General features: G+C 71.1%; 19 protein-coding genes and 1 tRNA gene. 17 read left to right on the top strand and 3 right to left on the bottom strand.

Going from position 1 to position 20,883, the window contains the following annotated elements; genetic code table 11:
- Window positions 1-12: 12 nt before the first annotated feature.
- A tRNA-Val gene (locus tag AB0G20_RS26835) sits at window positions 13-84 on the top strand.
- Between the two features lie 59 nt (window positions 85-143).
- Here AB0G20_RS26835 and AB0G20_RS26830 read toward each other — a convergent pair.
- Window positions 144-872 carry a 3'-5' exonuclease gene (locus tag AB0G20_RS26830; RefSeq protein WP_361306874.1) on the bottom strand — a complete coding sequence of 243 codons (729 nt, stop codon included), beginning with the start codon at window positions 870-872 and terminating at the stop codon, window positions 144-146.
- Between the two features lie 169 nt (window positions 873-1,041).
- On the opposite strand from AB0G20_RS26830, the gene AB0G20_RS26825 reads away from it, so the two are divergent.
- The 4 genes from AB0G20_RS26825 (at window position 1,042) to AB0G20_RS26810 (ending at window position 5,530) form a co-directional block, all read left to right on the top strand.
- Complete coding sequence (locus AB0G20_RS26825; protein ID WP_361306701.1) at window positions 1,042-1,608, top strand: DUF4365 domain-containing protein; 567 nt, start codon at window positions 1,042-1,044, stop codon at window positions 1,606-1,608.
- The gene (locus AB0G20_RS26820) at window positions 1,605-2,834 is read left to right on the top strand and encodes a hypothetical protein (RefSeq protein WP_361306700.1); all 1,230 of its coding nucleotides are present in this window, start codon (window positions 1,605-1,607) and stop codon (window positions 2,832-2,834) included. The genes AB0G20_RS26825 and AB0G20_RS26820 overlap by 4 nt, the downstream gene beginning before the upstream one ends.
- A gap of 92 nt (window positions 2,835-2,926) precedes the next feature.
- The gene (gene thrS, locus AB0G20_RS26815) at window positions 2,927-4,903 is read left to right on the top strand and encodes a threonine--tRNA ligase (protein WP_361306699.1); all 1,977 of its coding nucleotides are present in this window, start codon (window positions 2,927-2,929) and stop codon (window positions 4,901-4,903) included.
- A gap of 66 nt (window positions 4,904-4,969) precedes the next feature.
- Window positions 4,970-5,530 carry an HIT domain-containing protein gene (locus tag AB0G20_RS26810; protein WP_361306698.1) on the top strand — a complete coding sequence of 187 codons (561 nt, stop codon included), beginning with the start codon at window positions 4,970-4,972 and terminating at the stop codon, window positions 5,528-5,530.
- A 139-nt stretch (window positions 5,531-5,669) separates the two neighbouring features.
- On the opposite strand, the gene AB0G20_RS26805 is transcribed toward AB0G20_RS26810, so the two are convergent.
- Window positions 5,670-7,337, bottom strand: a complete 1,668-nt coding sequence (locus AB0G20_RS26805; protein ID WP_361306697.1) for a hypothetical protein — start codon at window positions 7,335-7,337, stop codon at window positions 5,670-5,672.
- Between the two features lie 171 nt (window positions 7,338-7,508).
- On the bottom strand, window positions 7,509-9,707 hold the full coding sequence (locus AB0G20_RS26800) for an elongation factor G-like protein EF-G2 (protein WP_361306696.1): 2,199 nt from the start codon (window positions 9,705-9,707) through the stop codon (window positions 7,509-7,511).
- A gap of 219 nt (window positions 9,708-9,926) precedes the next feature.
- Between AB0G20_RS26800 and pgsA the strand changes: the two genes are divergently transcribed.
- From pgsA to secD, 12 genes are all read left to right on the top strand, one after another.
- On the top strand, window positions 9,927-10,718 hold the full coding sequence (gene pgsA, locus AB0G20_RS26795) for a phosphatidylinositol phosphate synthase (RefSeq protein WP_361306695.1): 792 nt from the start codon (window positions 9,927-9,929) through the stop codon (window positions 10,716-10,718).
- On the top strand, window positions 10,715-11,623 hold the full coding sequence (locus tag AB0G20_RS26790; protein WP_361306694.1) for a phosphatidylinositol mannoside acyltransferase: 909 nt from the start codon (window positions 10,715-10,717) through the stop codon (window positions 11,621-11,623). Before pgsA ends, AB0G20_RS26790 begins: the two co-directional genes overlap by 4 nt.
- Entirely contained in the window at window positions 11,620-12,783 is a 1,164-nt protein-coding gene (locus AB0G20_RS26785) for a glycosyltransferase family 4 protein (protein ID WP_361306693.1), read from the top strand. The genes AB0G20_RS26790 and AB0G20_RS26785 overlap by 4 nt, the downstream gene beginning before the upstream one ends.
- A gap of 144 nt (window positions 12,784-12,927) precedes the next feature.
- Window positions 12,928-13,470 (top strand): hypothetical protein, encoded by a 543-nt coding sequence (locus AB0G20_RS26780; RefSeq protein WP_142165028.1) that lies wholly within the window; start codon window positions 12,928-12,930, stop codon window positions 13,468-13,470.
- Window positions 13,471-13,606: 136 nt separating this feature from the next.
- Window positions 13,607-14,512, top strand: coding sequence for a pyridoxal 5'-phosphate synthase lyase subunit PdxS (gene pdxS, locus AB0G20_RS26775; RefSeq protein ID WP_031139038.1), 906 nt, complete (start codon window positions 13,607-13,609; stop codon window positions 14,510-14,512).
- 13 nt (window positions 14,513-14,525) lie between these two features.
- Window positions 14,526-15,134: a pyridoxal 5'-phosphate synthase glutaminase subunit PdxT gene (pdxT, locus tag AB0G20_RS26770; protein ID WP_361306692.1), complete on the top strand. Its 609-nt coding sequence runs from the start codon at window positions 14,526-14,528 to the stop codon at window positions 15,132-15,134.
- A 48-nt stretch (window positions 15,135-15,182) separates the two neighbouring features.
- Window positions 15,183-15,935 (top strand): YebC/PmpR family DNA-binding transcriptional regulator, encoded by a 753-nt coding sequence (locus AB0G20_RS26765; RefSeq protein WP_361306691.1) that lies wholly within the window; start codon window positions 15,183-15,185, stop codon window positions 15,933-15,935.
- Between the two features lie 111 nt (window positions 15,936-16,046).
- Window positions 16,047-16,586 (top strand): crossover junction endodeoxyribonuclease RuvC, encoded by a 540-nt coding sequence (gene ruvC / locus AB0G20_RS26760; protein ID WP_361306690.1) that lies wholly within the window; start codon window positions 16,047-16,049, stop codon window positions 16,584-16,586.
- Complete coding sequence (gene ruvA, locus AB0G20_RS26755) at window positions 16,583-17,188, top strand: Holliday junction branch migration protein RuvA (protein WP_361306689.1); 606 nt, start codon at window positions 16,583-16,585, stop codon at window positions 17,186-17,188. The genes ruvC and ruvA overlap by 4 nt, the downstream gene beginning before the upstream one ends.
- A gap of 45 nt (window positions 17,189-17,233) precedes the next feature.
- Window positions 17,234-18,304: a Holliday junction branch migration DNA helicase RuvB gene (gene ruvB, locus AB0G20_RS26750; RefSeq protein ID WP_361306688.1), complete on the top strand. Its 1,071-nt coding sequence runs from the start codon at window positions 17,234-17,236 to the stop codon at window positions 18,302-18,304.
- A gap of 185 nt (window positions 18,305-18,489) precedes the next feature.
- Window positions 18,490-18,981 carry a preprotein translocase subunit YajC gene (yajC, locus tag AB0G20_RS26745; RefSeq protein ID WP_361306687.1) on the top strand — a complete coding sequence of 164 codons (492 nt, stop codon included), beginning with the start codon at window positions 18,490-18,492 and terminating at the stop codon, window positions 18,979-18,981.
- Window positions 18,982-19,113: 132 nt separating this feature from the next.
- Entirely contained in the window at window positions 19,114-20,883 is a 1,770-nt protein-coding gene (gene secD / locus AB0G20_RS26740) for a protein translocase subunit SecD (RefSeq protein WP_361306686.1), read from the top strand.

Here is a 20,883-nt window from a genome sequence, read left to right as displayed (position 1 = left end):
CAGTGCGTTCCCGGGCGATTAGCTCAGTGGGAGAGCGCTTCGTTCACACCGAAGAGGTCACTGGTTCGAACCCAGTATCGCCCACCGGAAACAGCCGGTCCGTCACAGACGGACCGGTTTTTTCATGTTCGGGACGGCCCGGCTCAGGCCGCCGCCGGCAGGTCCGGACGCAGCGGCCACGCCGGGTCGACCGCCTCGTCCACACCGCTGCGCGCGAACCACGCCTGCAGGCCCCGTGCCTGCGCCGCGTGCCAGACCGCCTGCAGGGTGTGCAGCTCACCCGGGGCGAGCCGTTCCAGCCGGGAGGCGAACCGGCGGCCCACCGCCCGGGTGACCTCCAGCGCCGCCACGGCGTCGGCCGCCGCGTCGTGCGCGCCCTCCAGGGCGACGCCGTAGTGCGCGCACAGGTCGGTCAGGGTGCGGCGGCCCTTGCGGTAGCGGTCCAGATGCTTGTCCAGGACCCGCGGGTCGAGCACGGACAGCGGCGCCGACTCGAACCAGCGGCCGAGCGCCGAGGCGCGATGACGGCGCAACTCCCGGTCCAGCATGGTCAGATCGAACGGCGCGTTCATCACCACGACCGGGCGCCCGGCGTGCGCCTGCTCGGCCAGCGCCTGCGCTATCTCGTACATCACCGGCGCCGGCCACCGGCCGTTGAGCCGCAGGTGCTCCTCCGTCAGCCCGTGCACCGCCGTCGCCTCCGCGGGCACCGGCACCCCCGGGTTCACCAGCCAGCGGCTCACCCGCGGCCGGACGCCCGGGGCATCCTGGACGACCACGGCGGCCGACACGATCCGGTCGGTCTCGACGTCCACGCCCGTCGTCTCCGTGTCGAAGGCGGCCAGCGGCCCCTCGTACCAGCACGTCGTCATAGCCACACAACCCCTCGTTCACCTTCGGCAGTTGACGCACCGTCCGCTGCCCGATTCGGTGATACCCGGGCTGTTTGCGCCGTACGCCGGAAGGAGACAACAGGAGTACGGGTTGTTGCAGTTCAACGGCCCGCAGTGGGGAATCACTTGTTCTGGAAGGCTGTTGGCCATGGCCATTGCGCAGCCCGAACGGGGCGGGCTGCTGCCCGAGCGCACGGCTCCCTCTCGCGGCACTCTCGCCACCACCGCCTGCATGGAGACACTGCAGGTCGGCTATCTGCACGCCGTCGCGGCGGCCGCCGGCTGCTCGCTGTCCCAGCCCTTTCCCGACAACGGCATCGACTGGCACGTCAGCCACAGCGCCCCCGGGCACACGGTCGACGACGAGGTCACCATCAAGGTGCAGCTCAAGGCCACCTACCAGGTGCCGCCCAACCCACCCGGCCGCACCTTCTCCTTCACGCTCGACAACGACCACCTGGCGAAGCTCGCCCGCACACCCGTGTCCGTGCACAAGATCCTGGTGGTGATGCTGGTGCCGCGTTCGCAGGACGACTGGCTGCGCGCCAGCCACGACCGGCTCGACCTGAGGCACTGCTGCTACTGGATCAACCTCGCGGGACAACCGATCACCGGCCGCCGCCGCACCACCGTGCGCATCCCGACCTCGCGCATCTTCGACGACCGGGCCCTCTGCGAGATCATGACGCGGGTCGGGACGGGAGGGAAACCGTGACGCACCGCCCGACCGAGGAGCCACTGAGGCAGCTCCGGCCGCACCCCGTCGAGACACGGGGACGGAACGACCACCCGCCCGAGCCCGCCGATGTCGACCCGGCCGTGCTCAGCGCCCTGCTGCGCCGGCACGGCTGGCAGCGGCGCGGCGGCGCCCCTGGACGCTACGGCCGCTGGACCCCACCCGGCCCCGGCGGCGGCGCCACCAGCCTCCTGGTGCCCGAGAGCCGCGCCTTCCCCGACAGCGACGACCTGCTCGGCGAGGCCCTGCTCGCCCTGTCCCGCAGCGGCTCGCCCTCCGCCCGTGAGGTCCTCGTCTCCCTCGCGGTGCCCAGCGACGAGATCCGCTGGTGGCACGACGTCCCCGCCGGACCCGCGGGCGCCGCGTCCTGGACCGTCGAGGACCGGCTGCGCGGCGCCGCCCGCCGGATGCTGCTCGCAGCGGCCCTCGCCACCCGCGCCCGGGCCGGCTACCACGGCGCCCGTCACCGCCGCTCCGCCGCCGCGGCCCTGGAGAACGTCCTCGTCGGCTCCGCCGCCGACGGCCGGCTCACCGCCTTCGTGCCGGTCGCGGGCGGCCGCCCCCTCGCCGTACGCCTCCACCAGGCCCTGTTCGCCGCCCGGGAGGCCATCGACTACCAGCGGGCGACCGGCGGCATGGACGCCTTCGACGCCGCCGTCGAGGCGGGAGTGAGCCACGAGCTCACCGAGGCCGTCGTCGCCCTCGTCCGGGGCACCGAGGGCGCCCGGATCGCCGTCGAGTGGGCTCCGGCGGCCGGTGTGCCCGAGGGCTGCGCACCCTCCGCCGAGCCTGTCGAGTTCTCGCCCGGCGACCTCGCCGTGCTGCGCGAGGCGGGCGCCCGCTACCTGCGCGAGGAACCCGCCGTCCCGGTGCGGATCACGGGAGCGGTGGTACGGCTGCGCAGGTCCGGGCCGCGCGGCGACGGCACCGTACGGCTGCGCGTACTGGCCGGGGCCGATGTGCCGAACGTCCGGATCACCCTCGACGAGGAGGCGTACCGGATCGCCGGGCACGCCCACCTCGTCGGACTCCCGGTGCGGGTGCAGGGGCGCCTGGAGAGCCGGGGCGGATTCCGCCGCCTCACCGGCGCCCACGGGGTCGTCCCCGTACAGGTCGACGACGCCGAGCGGGACCGGCTGATGAAGGAGCTCCACGAGAACCTCGACTTCTTCGAGGAGGCCTGCGGAGGGGACTGCGGGGACTGATTTCGCGGAGGGGGGTCCCGGGTCGGTACGATCCTTACTCGTGCGCGCGCTCCGGTATGGCGCCCGCAGCCCCCTTCAGTCAGGAGAGACCGGTGTCAGACGTCCGTGTGATCATCCAGCGCGATTCCGAGCGGGAAGAACGCGTGGTGACGACGGGCACTACGGCCGCCGAGCTCTTCGCCGGCGAGCGCTCGATCATCGCCGCGCGGGTGGCCGGCGAGCTCAGGGACCTGTCGTACGCCCTGTCCGAGGGCGACGAGGTCGAGGGCGTCGAGATCTCCTCCGAGGACGGCCTGAACATCCTGCGCCACTCCACCGCGCACGTCATGGCGCAGGCCGTGCAGGAGCTCTTCCCCGAGGCCAAGCTCGGCATCGGCCCGCCCGTCAAGGACGGCTTCTACTACGACTTCGACGTCGAGAAGCCGTTCACGCCCGAGGATCTCAAGGCCATCGAGAAGAAGATGCAGGAGATCCAGAAGCGCGGGCAGAAGTTCTCCCGCCGTGTCGTCACCGACGACGCCGCCCGCGAGGAGCTGGCCGACGAGCCCTACAAGCTGGAGCTGATCGGCCTCAAGGGCTCCGCCTCGTCCGACGACGGCGCGGACGTCGAGGTCGGCGCCGGTGAGCTGACGATCTACGACAACCTGGACGCCAAGACCGGCGACCTGTGCTGGAAGGACCTCTGCCGAGGCCCCCACCTGCCGTCGACCCGGGCGATCCCGGCGTTCAAGCTGATGCGCAACGCCGCCGCCTACTGGCGCGGCAGCGAGAAGAACCCCATGCTCCAGCGCATCTACGGCACCGCCTGGCCCACCAAGGACGAGCTGAAGGCGCACCTGGAGTTCCTCGCCGAGGCCGAGAAGCGCGACCACCGCAAGCTCGGCAGCGAGCTGGACCTGTTCTCCGTCCCGGAGCAGATCGGCTCCGGCCTCGCCGTCTTCCACCCCAAGGGCGGCATCATCCGCCGGGTCATGGAGGACTACTCGCGGCGCCGCCACGAGGAAGAGGGCTACGAGTTCGTCTACACCCCGCACGCGACGAAGGGGAAGCTCTTCGAGACCTCGGGCCACCTGGACTGGTACGCCGACGGCATGTACCCGCCCATGCAGCTCGACGAGGGCGTGGACTACTACCTCAAGCCCATGAACTGCCCGATGCACAACCTGATCTTCGACGCGCGCGGGCGTTCCTACCGTGAACTGCCGCTGCGCTTCTTCGAGTTCGGGACCGTGTACCGGTACGAGAAGTCGGGCGTCGTGCACGGCCTGACCCGGGCCCGCGGCTTCACCCAGGACGACGCGCACATCTACTGCACGCGCGAGCAGATGTCGGAGGAGCTCGACAAGACGCTCACCTTCGTCCTCGGCCTGCTGCGCGACTACGGTCTGACCGACTTCTACCTGGAGCTGTCCACCAAGGACCCGGAGAAGTTCGTCGGCTCGGACGAGGCCTGGGAGGAGGCCACGGAGACGCTGCGCCAGGTCGCCGAGAAGCAGGGCCTGCCGCTCGTCCCCGACCCGGGCGGTGCCGCCTTCTACGGCCCGAAGATCTCCGTGCAGACGAAGGACGCCATCGGCCGCACCTGGCAGATGTCGACCATCCAGCTCGACTTCAACCTGCCGGAGCGCTTCGACCTGGAGTACACGGGCCCGGACGGCGCCAAGCAGCGCCCCGTCATGATCCACCGCGCGCTGTTCGGCTCGATCGAGCGCTTCTTCGCGGTGCTCCTGGAGCACTACGCGGGCGCCTTCCCGGCGTGGCTGGCCCCCGTCCAGGCGGTCGGCATCCCGATCGGCGACGCACACGTGGAGTACCTGGAGAAGTTCGCCGCCGCGGCCAAGAAGAAGGGCCTGCGCGTCGAGGTCGACTCCTCCTCCGACCGCATGCAGAAGAAGATCCGCAACGCCCAGAAGCAGAAGGTGCCCTTCATGGTCATCGCGGGCGACGAGGACATGTCCCACGAGTCCGTGTCCTTCCGCTACCGCGACGGCTCGCAGGAGAACGGCATCCCCTTCGACGAGGCCATCGCGAAGATCCTGAAGGTCGTCGAGGAGCGCGCTCAGGTCTGATCAGACGGTGCACGGGCCCCCGGGGAGATCCCGGGGGCCTTTGCCGTCCCCCCAGCTCGACGCCATATGCTGCACTGCATGACGAGTGAGCCGGAGCAGCAGCTGGGAGTAGGGACGCAGGACGCGTTCCAGCGTCTGTGGACGCCCCATCGGATGGCCTACATCCAGGGCGAGAACAAGCCGACCGGCCCGGGCGCCGGCGACGGCTGCCCCTTCTGCTCGATCCCGGCCAAGTCCGACGAGGACGGGCTCGTCGTCCGGCGCGGCGAGCAGGTCTACGCGGTGCTCAACCTCTACCCGTACAACGGCGGGCACCTGATGACCGTGCCCTACCGGCACGTCGCCGACTACACCGACCTCACGGCGGGGGAGACCGCCGAGCTCGGCGAACTCACCAAGCAGGCCATGACGGCCCTGCGCACCGCCTCCGGCGCGCACGGCTTCAACATCGGCATGAACCAGGGCACGGTCGCCGGCGCGGGCATCGCCGCGCACCTGCACCAGCACATCGTGCCGCGCTGGGGCGGGGACACGAACTTCATGCCGGTGGTGGGGCACACGCGGGTGCTCCCGCAGCTCCTGGCCGACACGAGGAAGATGCTGGCGGAAGCCTGGCCGGCCAGCTGACTTCGGCGGGGTCGGGCCCTTCTCAGCCCGTCCGGCGTTTGAGGACGAGGCCGTTCAGGCCGATGGGGGTCTGGGGGCGCAGCCCCCAGGGACACCAGCCACAGCCGGCCCGCGGCTGATCGGCTCGACCGCCGGAGGCCTACGCGTCGTACACATCCGCCTTCTTGGGCGAAGCCTCCTGCACCGCCCCACTCAGCGCCGCCGACCTGGACCCGAACTTCTCCACGTCCACCCCGTTCTCCCGCAGCACCTTCAACGCCGCCGTGTGCACCACGCGCAGCACCGGCGTGGCCGCCCGCAGCGCATCGTCGGCCATGAACCGGTGCCGCCACGGCTGGTCGGCCCACGCGTGCCGCAGACCGAACGGCTCCGGCAGCGTCAGACTGCCCCCGAGCCAGTTCAGCAGCGGCGGATACCAGGTCAGCGGGGCGCGCGCGGCCAGCCGTACCACCTCGTCCGCGTCGATGAGGGGCATCTTCACGGTGCGGGTCTCCCAGAAGCGGAAGGCCTTCTGGACCGTCTTCTCCTTGGCCGCCGGCTTCTCGTTGAACAGGGAGTTGACCGGCCCCAGGGCGTGCCCGGTGACCTCGATGCGCAGCGTGTCGTGCAGCACGGTCACCGTGATCAGCATGGTGATCACCAGGTGGCCGTCCCACAGGGTCCACTGCACGCCCAGGTAGTGCCGGTCGCCGCTGCCGAACTGCTGCTTGTTGCAGATGTCCTGTATGGCGTGCGTCCGGACCGTGTACGCGTCGACGTCCGTGCCGCTCGGCCGGGACACGTCCGTCGCCTTCTCGCCGATCGGCGAGACGACCCAGTGCGTGATGGACGGCTTGGGGAAACCGCCGGTGTTGATGGACGTACGCTCCAGCATGCCGAGACCGCCCTGGATCGCCACGATGACGTCCCAGCTGCGGAAGGGGTGGAACTCCTTGCCCGGATCGGCCGACACCAGCTCCTCGGCCAGCTGCCAGCTGCCCCACCGCGTGCCCATGCCGAGTATGCCCTTGGGCCCGGCGTAGAAGACCGAGTTGGACCGCTGCTCGGCGGCGAGGCGGGCCAGCTCCTTGCGGACCTGCTCGGCCGCGTCACCGGGGTTGCCGGGGACGGCCTCGGGGATCTTGGCGCCCACGCCGCCGCCCGACAGCAGGCTCGACCAGCGCTCCCGCAGATCGCGGGCCGTCCGCTCGCAGATCTGCTTGGCCCAGAACCAGCCGACGACCGGCATGACGACCGCCGCGCGCCCGTACAGGGCCCAGAATCCTTCGAACGGCATGCGGATCAGGAACAGCACGGCGAGCGCGCCCACGGCGACCAGCAGGGTCGTGGCGAGGGCGCCCGCGCGCTTGTCCTCGCGCTTGGCCATGGTGGTGCGCAGGGTGAACACCAGCAGCCACACGAGGAAGCCGGGCAGGAAGAGCACCCCGCAGATCACCGTGATCGCCGAGAGCCAGTTGTCGCGGTCGCGGCGGATGCGGTGGGCCGCCAGGCAGTGCTCCACGACGACCTGGGGCTCGATGCCGAAGGACTGGATGACCGGCTTGCGCCCGGCACCCAGCATCCGGTCGATGACCGCGCGGGAGAAGGCCTCGCCGAACCGGGGGCGGAAGATCTTCGCCCAGGAGCGCGGGGGAGTCACCTTGGACTGGTGCCACTCGTTGTCGGCGGCCAGGATCTTGGTGACCTCGTCGTCCCGGTACGCCGCCGCGGCCAGCGCGTAGGTCGCCGCTGTCTGGCCGCTCGCACCCGCCAGAGGCACCTGGGCCCCCGGGCTGAAGTCGAATCCGTCCGTCACTGCCGCCCCCATCGCTGCCGCATCCGCATCTGCGGCCTTCCCGACTTCCGCGCTCCGCACACCTGTTGATCAGGTCATCAGCGTATCCGTCCGGACCGGCATGCGGGGGCGGGCGGCCCGTCAAGCCGCCCGCCCCCGCGGAGGGGGGCCCTCAGGAGGGCACTTGGTGGCGCCCGGCGCCAACTACGAGGCCTTGCGCTCCTCTTCACGCACCCGGTCCGCCACCTGCTGCGGCATCGGCTCGTGCCGCGCGTACCGGCGGCTGAACCCCGCCGTGCCGTGCGCCATCGACCGCAGGTCGATCGCGTACCGGCCGATCTCGATCTCGGGCACCTCGGCCCGGATCAGGGTGCGGCCGCCGGGTGTCTGCTCGGTGCCGAGCACCCGGCCGCGCCGCCCCGACAGGTCGCTCATCACGGCGCCCACGAAGTCGTCGCCGACCAGCACCGACACCTCGGCCACCGGCTCCAGCAGATGGATCTTCGCGTCGGCGGCGGCCTCCCGCAGCGCGAGGGCCCCGGCCGTCTGGAAGGCGGCGTCGGAAGAGTCCACCGAGTGCGCCTTGCCGTCCAGGAGGGTCACCCGTACGTCGATGAGCGGGTATCCGGCCACCACTCCCTTGGCCGCCTGGGCCCGTATGCCCTTCTCCACCGACGGGATGAACTGCCGGGGCACCGCGCCGCCCACGACCTTGTCGACGAACTCGATGCCGGACCCGCCGGGCAGCGGCTCGACCTCGATCTCGCAGATCGCGAACTGCCCGTGCCCGCCGGACTGTTTGACGTGCCGGCCCCGGCCGGCGGACTTCTCGGCGAACGTCTCGCGCAGGGACACCCGGTGCGGGACCACGTCGACCTGGACGCCGTACCGGCTGCGCAGCCGCTCCAGGGCGACGTCGGCGTGTGCCTCGCCCAGGCACCACAGGACCACCTGGTGGGTGTCCTGGTTCTGCTCCAGCCGCATTGTCGGGTCCTCGGCGACCAGCCGGGCCAGGCCCTGGGACAGCTTGTCCTCGTCCGGTTTGCTGTGCGCCTGGATGGCCAGCGGCAGCAGGGGGTCCGGCATCTGCCACGGCTCCATGAGCAGCGGGTCGTCCTTGGCGGACAGGGTGTCGCCGGTCTCGGCGCGGCTCAGCTTCGCCACGCAGGCCAGGTCACCCGCGATGACGTGCGACACCGGGCGCTGCTGCTTGCCGAAGGGCGTGGACAGGGCGCCGATCCGCTCGTCGACGTCGTGGTCCTCGTGCCCGCGGTCGGCCAGCCCGTGCCCGGAGACGTGGACCGTCTGGTCGGCGCGCAGGGTGCCGGAGAACAGGCGGATCAGCGACAGCCGGCCCACGTACGGGTCCGAGGAGGTCTTCACGACCTCCGCGACCAGCGGAGCGCCGGGGTCGCACGGCTTGAGCTCGCGCGGTCTGCCGTCGATGGTGGTGACCCGCACCGTCTCGTGCTCCAGCGGCGTCGGGAAGCCCCGCGTGATCAGCTCCAGCAGCTCCAGGGTGCCGAGCCCCTGCCGGGCTCCGTCACCCGCGGGGGCGGCGGCCAGGACGGGGAAGAAGACCCCGCGCGCGACGGCCCGCTCCAGGTCCTCGATGAGCGTCTTGACGTCGACCGGTTCCCCGCCGAGGTAGCGGTCCATGAGGGTCTCGTCCTCGCTCTCCGAGATGATCCCCTCGATGAGCCGGTTGCGGGCCTCCTCGATCAGCGGCAGCTGGTCCTCGCCCGGCTCGGACTCCTTGCGCTCGCCGGTCGAGTAGTCGAACAGCTTCTGCGACAGCAGAGCGATCAGCCCGGTCACGGGCGCGTGCCCGTCGGGTGCCTGGGGGCCGTGCAGCGGCAGGTAGAGGGGCAGGACCGCGTCGGGGTCGTCCGCGCCGAAGGCCTCCGCGCAGGACCGGGTCATCTCCTCGAAGTCGGAACGCGCCGACTCCAGGTGCGTGACGACGATGGCCCGGGGCATGCCCACGGCCGCGCACTCCTCCCACACCATGCGGGTCGAGCCGTCCACGCCGTCCGAGGCCGAGACGACGAAGAGGGCCGCGTCCGCCGCGCGCAGACCGGCCCTGAGTTCACCGACGAAGTCGGCGTATCCGGGGGTGTCCAGAAGATTGATCTTGATGCCGTCCCACTCGACGGGCACCAGGGAGAGCTGTACCGAGCGCTGCTGCCGGTGCTCGATGTCGTCGTAGTCGGATACGGTGCCGCCGTCCTCCACGCGGCCCGCCCGGTTCACCGCCCCCGCCGTCAGTGCGAGGGCCTCCACCAAGGTGGTCTTGCCCGATCCGGAGTGGCCGACCAGCACCACATTCCGTACGGACTGAGGGTGGTCGGCCGCTCGTGCCCTGCCGGCGGCCCCAGGGTGTGTCTGTGCCTTGTCGCCCATGATCCTGCCTCCCGTGCACGGTGAGGTCACTGTGGGCGCGGACACGCGGGATCCGCGTGCGATGGCGGCTCCGGCGACGCCCGCGGTCATTCGACCTTCCCACTCCCGTCACGGTGCGTCCATACGAACGACGTGATCCCCCCGCCCACCAGCGGCTCGGGGGTTCCCCCGAAAGGGGTGCGGGTGCCCGCACCTCGGCCACGCGCGCGCGTGACTACGATGGGCCAGCCGGTGGCCAGCAGGGGCCAGACGGCGACACCGACCCTCGGGAAGGCCATGCTGAACAAGTACGCGCGTGCATTCTTCACGCGTGTCCTCACACCGTTCGCCGCGTTTCTGATCCGCCGGGGCGTCAGCCCCGACACCGTCACGCTCATCGGCACCGCCGGTGTGGTCGCGGGCGCGCTGGTCTTCTACCCCATGGGCGAGTTCTTCTGGGGCACGGTCGTGATCACGCTCTTCGTGTTCTCCGACCTCGTCGACGGCAACATGGCCCGTCAGCTCGGCCGCTCCAGCCGCTGGGGCGCCTTCCTGGACTCCACGCTCGACCGGGTCGCCGACGGCGCGATCTTCGGCGGCTTCATCCTCTGGTACGCCGGCGGGGGCGACGACCTCGTCCTGTGCGCCGTCTCGATCTTCTGCCTGGCCAGCGGCCAGGTGGTGTCGTACACCAAGGCCCGGGGCGAGTCGATCGGCCTGCCGGTCGCCGTCAACGGGCTCGTCGAACGTGCCGAGCGTCTGGTGATCTCCCTGGTCGCGGCCGGTCTCGCGGGCCTGCACGCGTTCGGTGTGCCCGGCATCCAGTACCTGCTGCCCGTCGCCCTGTGGATCGTCGCCGTGGGCAGCCTCGTCACGCTGATCCAGCGGGTCGTCACGGTCCGCCGCGAGTCCGCGGAGGCCGAGGAAGCCGAGGGGGCCGAGGCGGCGGCTGCCGCCCAGGACGAGGCGCCCGCGCAGGACAATGAAGGCAAGCAGCAGAACGCCTCCCACGGGAGCGAGGCGGCCACGTGAGCGCACAGGACCGGCTGACGGACGGGCTGTACGGCCTGGGCTGGAGCACCGTCAGGAAGCTCCCCGAGCCGGCCGCCGTACGACTCGGCCGGACCATCGCCGACCTGGCCTGGAAGCAGCGCGGCAAGGGCGTCCAGCGCCTGGAGAGCAACTACGCGCGCGTGGTGCCCGGCGCGAGCCCCGAGCGCCTCGCCGAGCTGTCCCGCGCGGGCATGCGCTCCTACCTGCGCTACTGGATGGAGTCGTTCCGCCTCCCGGCCTGGAGCGCTGAGCGGATCAAGGGCGGCGTCGAGGTCAAGGACCTGCACCACCTCACCGAGGGCCTGGCCGCCGGCAAGGGCGTCGTCCTCGCCCTGCCGCACCTGGCCAACTGGGACCTGGCCGGCGCCTGGGTCACCACCAAGCTGGGCATCCCCTTCACGACGGTCGCCGAGCGCCTGAAGCCCGAGACGCTGTACGACCGGTTCGTCGCCTACCGCGAGGGCCTCGGCATGGAGGTCCTGCCGCACAGCGGAGGCACCACCTTCGGGACCCTGGCCCGGCGGCTGCGCGACGGCGGCCTGGTCTGCCTGGTCGCCGACCGCGACCTGTCCGCCTCCGGTGTCGAGGTCGACTTCTTCGGCGACACGGCCCGCATGCCGGCCGGACCGGCCCTGCTCGCCCAGCAGACGGGCGCCCTGCTGCTCCCTGTCACCCTCTGGTACGACGACTCGCCCGTGATGCGGGGCCGCGTCCACACGCCGGTCGACGTGCCCGAGTCGGGTACGCGCGCCGAGAAGACGTCCGTCATGACACAGGCGCTGGCCGACGCCTTCGCCACGGGGATCGCCGACCATCCGCAGGACTGGCACATGCTGCAGCGGCTGTGGCTCGCGGACCTCGATCCAGCGAAGGGAACCACGTGAGGATCGGCATCGTCTGCCCGTACTCCTGGGACGTACCGGGGGGCGTCCAGTTCCACATCCGTGACCTCGCCGAGTACTTCCTCCGCCTCGGCCACGAGGTCTCCGTCCTGGCCCCCGCCGACGACGACACCCCGCTGCCGCCGTACGTCGTCTCGGCCGGGCGCGCGGTGCCGGTGCCGTACAACGGGTCGGTGGCCCGGCTGAACTTCGGCTTCCTGAGCGCCGCCCGGGTGCGCCGCTGGCTGCACGACGGCGCGTTCGACGTGATCCACATCCACGAGCCGACCTCGCCGTCGCTGGGGCTGCTGACCTGCTGGGCCGCCCAGGGCCCGATCGTGGCCACGTTCCACACGTCCAACCCGCGCTCGCGCGCGATGATCGCCGCGTACTCGATCCTCCAGGCCGCCCTGGAGAAGATCAGCGCCCGGATCGCGGTGAGCGAGTACGCCCGCCGCACGCTGGTGGAACACCTCGGCGGCGACGCGGTGGTGATCCCGAACGGCGTCGATGTCGACTTCTTCGCCGAGGCCGAGCCCAAGGCCGAGTGGCAGGGCGACACGATCGGCTTCATAGGGCGCATCGACGAGCCCCGCAAGGGACTGCCGGTGCTGATGAAGGCCCTGCCGAAGATCCTCGCCGCGCGCCCGCAGTCGCGGCTGCTGGTCGCCGGACGCGGCGACGAGGAGGAGGCCGTGGAGTCCCTGCCGGCCGAGCTGCGCTCCCGCGTCGAGTTCCTCGGCATGGTCAGCGACGAGGACAAGGCCCGCTTCCTGCGCAGCGTCGACCTGTACGTCGCGCCCAACACCGGCGGCGAGAGCTTCGGCATCATCCTCGTCGAGGCCATGTCCGCCGGAGCTCCCGTCCTCGCCTCCGACCTGGACGCCTTCGCCCAGGTCCTGGACCGCGGGGCGGCCGGCGAACTGTTCCCCAACGAGGACGCCGACGCCCTGGCCGACATGGCCGTGCGGCTCCTGGCGGACCCGGAGCGGCGGGCGGAGCTGCGCAAGCGGGGAAGTGCCCACGTAAGGCGCTTCGACTGGTCGACCGTCGGCGCGGACATCCTGTCCGTCTACGAGACGGTGACGGCCGGGGCGGCGGCGGTGGCCGAGGACGAGCGGACGACCGGGCTGTGGGGGCGGCTGGGGTTCGCCCGGGACTGACCAGCAGCTCGTCGGCGAGGGCCACCCCAGGGGGCACTTCAAGACACTGATGTCCATCCCGCCGCTGTCGGGGGACCGCCCCCGCTGACCGCGGGCAGGGCGGGGTGAACGGACGGCCCCGCCGTGCCGCTAGCCTTGCCGCCCGTGACCACCACTCTCATCTGGATCGCCGTCGCCCTGGTCGCGATCGGGCTCTATCTGAGCTGGACCGCCGGCCGGCTCGACCGTCTCCACGCCCGGATCGACGCCGCCCGGGCCGCCCTGGACGCGCAGTTGCTGCGCCGGGCCTCGGTGGCGCAGGAACTGGCGACGTCGGGGGTCCTGGACCCGGCCGCCTCGATCGTGCTGTACGAGGCCGCGCACGCCGCCCGGCAGGCCGAGGAGGAGCAGCGGGAGGTCGCCGAGAGCGACCTGAGCCAGGCGCTGCGGGCCGTCTTCGGAGAGGCCCCGCAGGTGGAGGCGGTGCGGGAGGCGCCCGGGGGAGAGGAAGCCGCCCGGGAACTCACCGAGGCGGTCCGCAGGGTGCCGATGGCCCGGCGCTTCCACAACGACGCCGTGCGGGCGGCCCGGGCCCTGCGCCGGCACCGCAAGGTGCGCTGGTTCCGCCTGGCCGGTCACGCGCCCTTCCCGATGGCCTTCGAAATGGACGACGAGCCTCCGGTGGCCCTGGTGGACCGGGCCGCCTGAGCCCTCTTCACGGGTCGTTTTCCGGCCGTCCGTCGCAAAAGGATCCACGGCCTTCCCATTGGCCCTTGCTGTGGCCTGGTTCTCTCACGTTTCCTCAGTGCTGCAGAAATCCTCTTTCCCCTCAGCGAGGTCACCCGTGTCCATCTCCGAAAACCAGGCTCCCGAGACCGGCACCGCCCGTGTGAAGCGCGGCATGGCCGAGCAGCTCAAGGGCGGCGTCATCATGGACGTCGTCACACCGGAGCAGGCGAAGATCGCCGAGGACGCGGGCGCCGTGGCCGTCATGGCCCTGGAGCGGGTCCCGGCCGACATCCGCAAGGACGGCGGCGTGGCCCGCATGTCCGACCCGGACATGATCGAGGGCATCATCGAAGCCGTCTCGATCCCGGTCATGGCCAAGTCCCGCATCGGCCACTTCGTCGAGGCCCAGGTCCTGCAGTCCCTCGGCGTCGACTACATCGACGAGTCCGAGGTCCTCACCCCGGCCGACGAGGTCAACCACTCCGACAAGTGGGCCTTCACCACGCCGTTCGTCTGTGGCGCCACCAACCTGGGCGAGGCCCTGCGCCGCATCGCCGAGGGCGCCGCGATGATCCGCTCCAAGGGCGAGGCCGGCACCGGCAACGTCGTCGAGGCCGTCCGCCACCTGCGCCAGATCAAGAACGAGATCGCCCGCCTGCGCGGCTACGACAACAACGAGCTGTACGCCGCCGCCAAGGAGCTGCGCGCGCCGTACGAGCTCGTCAAGGAAGTCTCCGAGCTCGGCAAGCTCCCCGTGGTGCTGTTCTCCGCCGGCGGTGTCGCCACCCCGGCCGACGCGGCCCTGATGCGCCAGCTCGGCGCCGAGGGCGTCTTCGTCGGCTCCGGCATCTTCAAGTCCGGCGACCCGGCCAAGCGCGCCGCCGCCATCGTGAAGGCCACCACCTTCTACGACGACCCGAAGATCATCGCGGACGCCTCCCGCAACCTCGGCGAGGCCATGGTCGGCATCAACTGCGACACCCTCCCCGAGGCCGAGCGCTACGCCAACCGCGGCTGGTAAGGCACAGGAATCCATGAGCGACACCCCCGTCATAGGCGTCCTGGCCCTCCAGGGCGACGTACGGGAGCACCTCGTCGCCCTGGCCGCGGCCGATGCCGTGGCCAGGCCGGTGCGGCGCCCCGAAGAGCTCGCCGAGGTCGACGGCCTCGTCATCCCCGGCGGCGAGTCCACCACCATCTCCAAGCTGGCCGTCCTGTTCGGCCTGATGGAGCCCCTCCGCGCGCGCGTGCGGGACGGTATGCCCGTCTACGGCACCTGCGCCGGCATGATCATGCTCGCCGACAAGATCCTCGACCCGCGGTCGGGCCAGGAGACCATCGGCGGCATCGACATGATCGTGCGCCGCAACGCCTTCGGACGGCAGAACGAGTCCTTCGAAGCGGCCGTCGCCGTCCGGGGCATCGAGGGTGACCCGGTGGAGGGCGTCTTCATCCGTGCCCCCTGGGTGGAGTCCGTCGGCGCCCGGGCCGAGGTGCTCGCCGAGCACGGCGGCCACATCGTCGCGGTCCGCCAGGGCGCCGTGCTGGCCACGTCGTTCCATCCGGAGCTGACCGGCGACCACCGCGTCCACGCCCTGTTCGTCGACATGGTGCGGGCGAACCGGACAGCCGAGTCCTTGTAGGATTCCTGCGTTCGTTGCTGAGATGGGTTACGCGAAGGAGACAGGCAGATGTCCGGCCACTCTAAATGGGCTACGACGAAGCACAAGAAGGCCGTGATCGACGCCAAGCGCGGCAAGCTCTTCGCGAAGCTGATCAAGAACATCGAGGTGGCTGCCCGGATGGGCGGCGTCGACATCGAGGGCAACCCCACTCTCTACGACGCCATCCAGAAGGCCAAGAAGCAGTCGGTCCCGAACAAGAACATCGACTCCGCGGTCAAGCGCGGCGGCGGACTCGAGGCCGGCGGTGCCGACTACGAGACGATCATGTATGAGGGCTACGGCCCCAACGGTGTCGCGGTGCTCATCGAGTGCCTCACCGACAACCGCAACCGCGCCGCCTCCGAGGTCCGTGTCGCCATGACCCGCAACGGTGGCTCCATGGCCGACCCGGGCTCGGTGTCGTACCTCTTCAACCGCAAGGGCGTCGTGATCGTCCCCAAGGGCGAGCTGTCCGAGGACGACGTGCTGACCGCGGTGCTCGACGCGGGCGCCGAGGAGGTCAACGACCTCGGCGAGAGCTTCGAGGTCCTCAGCGAGGCCACCGACCTGGTCGCGGTCCGCACCGCCCTCCAGGACGCCGGCATCGACTACGACTCCGCCGACGCCAACTTCGTCCCGACCATGCAGGTCGAGCTGGACGAGGAGGGCGCCAAGAAGATCTTCAAGCTGATCGACGCGCTGGAGGACAGCGACGACGTGCAGAACGTCTTCGCCAACTTCGACGTCAGCGACGAGGTCATGGAGAAGGTCGACGCGTAACGCTGCCGAGAGCTGCACGGGCTCAACGGGCCGACGGGACACACCCGTCGGCCCGTCGCATTGTCAGCGCTACCCGATAGCCTGCACAAACAGGTGAGCGAAGGAGGGGCGGTGCGCGTACTCGGGGTGGACCCCGGACTGACGCGGTGTGGTGTGGGCGTCGTCGAGGGGGTCGCGGGCCGGCCGTTGACGATGCTGGGCGTCGGCGTCGTCCGCACGCCGGCGGACGCCGAGTTGGGCCACCGCCTCGTCGCCGTCGAGCAGGGCATCGAGCAGTGGCTCGACGAGCACCGGCCCGAGTTCGTCGCCGTCGAGCGCGTCTTCAGCCAGCACAACGTCCGTACGGTGATGGGCACCGCCCAGGCCAGTGCCGTCGCCATGCTCTGCGCCGCCCGCCGCGGGATCCCGGTCGCTCTGCACACCCCGAGCGAGGTCAAGGCCGCCGTCACCGGCAGCGGCCGGGCCGACAAGGCGCAGGTGGGCGCCATGGTGACCCGCCTGCTCCGGCTCAGCGCACCGCCCAAGCCCGCCGACGCCGCCGACGCCCTCGCCCTCGCCATCTGCCACATCTGGCGCGCCCCCGCGCAGAACCGACTCCAGCAGGCCGTCGCCCTGCACCACGCCAAAGCACCGAAAGGCCGGACGGCATGATCGCCTTCGTCAGCGGCACAGTGGCCGCACTCGCTCCGGACGCCGCGGTCGTCGAGGTCGGCGGCGTCGGCATGGCCGTCCAGTGCACGCCGAACACGCTGTCCACGCTCCGCATGGGCCAACCGGCCAAGCTGCACACCTCCCTGGTCGTCCGCGAGGACTCCCTCACCCTGTACGGCTTCGCGGACGACGACGAGCGGCAGGTCTTCGAACTGCTCCAGACGGCCAGCGGTGTCGGCCCCCGGCTGGCCCAGGCCATGCTCGCCGTGCACAGTCCGGACGCGCTGCGCCGGGCCGTCGCGACCGCCGACGAGAAGGCCCTCACCGCCGTCCCCGGCATCGGGAAGAAGGGTGCGCAGAAGCTGCTCCTGGAGCTGAAGGACCGGCTCGGCGCGCCGGTCGGGGCACCCGCGGTCGGCGCACCGGTCAGCACCGGCTGGCGCGACCAGCTGCACGCGGCCCTGATCGGCCTCGGCTACGCGACCCGGGAGGCCGACGAGGCCGTGACCGCCGTGGCCCCGCAGGCCGAGGCCGCCGAGGGCACGCCCCAGGTGGGGCAGCTGCTGAAGGCGGCCCTGCAGACGCTGAACCGCGCCCGCTAGCCCGAGCAGTCCGCACCCCCGTACCGAGATTCCGAGGCACACTCCATGAACTGGGACGACACGACCGACGCCGATGCCGCCGAGCGGCTCGTCGGTGCGTCCGCCGACCGTGAGGACCAGGCCGTCGAGGCCGCCCTGCGCCCCAAGGACCTGGACGAGTTCATCGGCCAGGAGAAGGTCCGCGAGCAGCTCGACCTCGTGCTGCGCGCCGCACGCGCGCGTGGCGCGACGGCCGACCACGTGCTGCTCTCCGGTGCCCCGGGCCTCGGCAAGACCACCCTGTCGATGATCATCGCGGCCGAGATGGGCGCCCCGATCCGCATCACCTCGGGCCCCGCCATCCAGCACGCCGGCGACCTCGCCGCGATCCTCTCCTCCCTCCAGGAGGGCGAGGTCCTCTTCCTCGACGAGATCCACCGCATGTCCCGGCCCGCCGAGGAGATGCTGTACATGGCGATGGAGGACTTCCGCGTCGACGTCATCGTCGGCAAGGGCCCCGGCGCCACGGCCATCCCCCTGGAGCTGCCCCCCTTCACCCTGGTCGGCGCCACCACCCGTGCGGGCCTGCTGCCGCCCCCGCTGCGCGACCGCTTCGGCTTCACCGCGCACATGGAGTTCTACGAACCGGCCGAACTGGAGCGGGTCATCCACCGCTCGGCCAGCCTCCTGGAGGTCGAGGTCGAGCCGGAGGGCGCCGCTGAGATCGCCGGCCGCTCCCGCGGCACGCCCCGTATCGCCAACCGCCTGCTGCGCCGCGTCCGCGACTACGCCCAGGTCAAGGCCGACGGGCTGATCACCAGGGACATCGCGGCGGCGGCCCTCGCCGTGTACGAGGTGGACGCGCGGGGCCTGGACCGCCTCGACCGGGGTGTGCTGGAAGCCCTGCTCAAGCTGTTCGGCGGCGGACCGGTCGGCCTCTCCACACTCGCTGTCGCGGTCGGGGAGGAACGTGAGACCGTGGAGGAGGTCGCCGAGCCCTTCCTCGTGAGGGAGGGCCTGCTGGCCCGCACCCCCCGCGGCAGGGTCGCCACCCCCGCCGCATGGGCGCATCTCGGCCTCACCCCGCCACGCTCCCAGAGCGCCGGAAACGGACAAGGGGACCTGTTCGGGGCGTGACGGCGCCGTCACGGCTCCGGGGCGGCGAGGTCAGTGGCCGGAGCAGGAACCCCGGTGCCATGCTGAGCGTTGTTCCATGCGCGCGGACTCGCTTAGACTCCGCCGATGCCGCCTTTGTCGGCGGCGTACACACCCCCAACCATCTGGCCGCTCACAGCGCGGTCGTGTGAAGGAAGTACCGACCCGTGAGTCTCCTGACCCTCCTCCCGTTCATCGTGCTCATCGGGGCCATGTTCCTGATGACCCGGTCGGCCAAGAAGAAGCAGCAGCAGGCCGCCGACATGCGGAACCAGATGCAGCCCGGCAGCGGTATCCGCACCATCGGGGGCATGTACGCCACGGTCAAGGAAGTGAACGAGGACACCGTCCTCGTCGACGCCGGTCCCGGCGTCGATCTCCTCTTCGCCAAGAACGCCATCGGTGCCGTCCTCACCGACGACGAGTACAACCGCATCGTCCACGGCATCGAGCACGACCTGAAGTCCGACGCCGACATCGTCCCGGACGACGCCTCCTCCCTCACCGAGACCGACGACTCCGCAGCCGACGCCCCCGCTGACGACAAGGCCGTCGACCTCGGCAAGAAGGACGCGGCCGACGAACCGGCCGACGAGGCGGCCGAGGCCAAGCCGGACGCAGAGCCGAAGAAGACCGACGGCGACTCCGAGGCGAAGTAGTCGTGTCCCGGGGCGCGCGGGTCCTGCCCGCGCGCCCCGGGACACGCCCAGCTCGCACGGAGTCCCGACACCATGTCATGGCCGCCCGTCCGCCGATCCGGAGCGAGGTGGCCCGAGAGGGAGTACGAGAAGGTGGCCACACCTAAAAAGGGCAGGAACGCGAGCGCCCAGAGCAAGCCGGGGCGCTCGCTGGCCCTGATCCTGATCGCCATCGCGGCGCTCACCGGTGGGATGTTCGCCTCGGGGCACACGAAGCCCCGTCTCGGCATCGACCTTGCCGGCGGTACGAGCATCACGCTCCGCGCGGTCCCCGAGGCCGGCAACGAGGCGGCGATCAACAAGACCAACATGGACACCGCAGTCTCCATCATGGAGCGCCGTGTCAATGGTCTGGGCGTCTCCGAGTCCGAGGTCCAGACGCAGGGCCGGGAAAACATCATCGTCAACATTCCCAAGGGCACCAACTCGGAGCAGGCGCGCAAGCAGGTCGGTACCACCGCCAAGCTCTACTTCCGTCCGGTCCTCGCCACCGAGATCGCCGGCGGCAAGGGCACGGCCAGCCCCTCCCCGAGCCCCACCGGCAGCCCCACGGACAAGCCGTCCGGCAAGGCCACCGACAAGCCCGAGGCCACCGACAAGGGATCCGCGTCCCCGTCCGCCTCTCCCACCACGCAGGGCCGTGCGGTCACGGACGCGCTGAAGGCCGACGCGACGCCCTCCGCGAGCGCCTCGGACAAGGGCGACAAGGCCAGCCCCTCCCCGTCGGGGAGCGGCGGCACCGCCGAGGCCGACGCGAGCGCGCTGCAGGCGAAGTACGCCAAGCTCGACTGCACCGACGAGAAGACCCGCTCCACCGTCGGCGACGGCGTGAAGGCCTCCGACCCGACGCTGGCGTGCGGCAAGAACTCGCAGGGCCAGTGGCAGAAGTACATCCTCGGCCCCGCCGAGGTCGACGGCACGGACGTCGACAAGGCCCAGGCCGCCCTGAACACCCAGACCGGTGCCGGCTGGACCGTCACGATGGACTTCACCAACGGTGGCGCCAAGAAGTTCGCGAACATCACCGGCAAGCTGGCGCAGAACCAGTCCCCGCAGAACCAGTTCGCGATCGTCCTGGACGGCGAGGTCGTCTCCGATCCGTACGTCCGGCAGGCCCTGACCGGCGGCAACGCCGAGATCTCCGGCAACTTCAACCAGCAGTCCGCCCAGGACCTCTCCAACATGCTGTCTTACGGCGCACTGCCGCTGACCTTCAAGGTCGACAGCATGACGACCGTGACCGCCGCGCTGGGCGGTGACCAGCTGCAGGCAGGTCTGATCGCCGGCGCGATTGGTCTCGCGCTGGTCATCATCTATCTGCTGGCCTACTACCGCGGTCTGTCGTTCATCGCGATCCTCTCGCTGCTGGTCTCCGCCGCCCTCACCTACACGCTCATGGCCCTGCTCGGCCCGGCCATCGGCTTCGCGCTGAACCTGCCGGCCGTCTGCGGCGCCATCGTCGCCATCGGCATCACGGCGGACTCGTTCATCGTGTACTTCGAACGCGTCCGCGACGAGATCCGAGAGGGCCGCTCGCTGCGCCCCGCCGTCGAGCGGGCCTGGCCGCGTGCCCGGCGCACCATCCTGGTCTCCGACTTCGTGTCGTTCCTCGCCGCCGCGGTGCTCTTCATCGTCACCGTCGGCAAGGTCCAGGGCTTCGCGTTCACGCTCGGCCTGACCACCCTGCTCGACGTGGTCGTGGTGTTCCTCTTCACCAAGCCGCTGCTGACACTCATGGCCCGCCGCCCGTTCTTCGCGAACGGCCACAAGTGGTCCGGCCTCGACCCGAAGAGCCTGGGTGCCCAGCCGCCGCTGCGCCGCACCCGCCGTCCCTCCGCCCCCGTCGAGACGAAGGAGGCGTGA

Origin of the sequence: Streptomyces sp. NPDC024017 (assembly GCF_040638895.1) — a bacterium.
Classification (GTDB): Bacteria; Actinomycetota; Actinomycetes; order Streptomycetales; family Streptomycetaceae; genus Streptomyces.
Note: the sequence above shows the minus strand (reverse complement) of the source record. Positions and strands in the feature narration are given on the sequence as shown.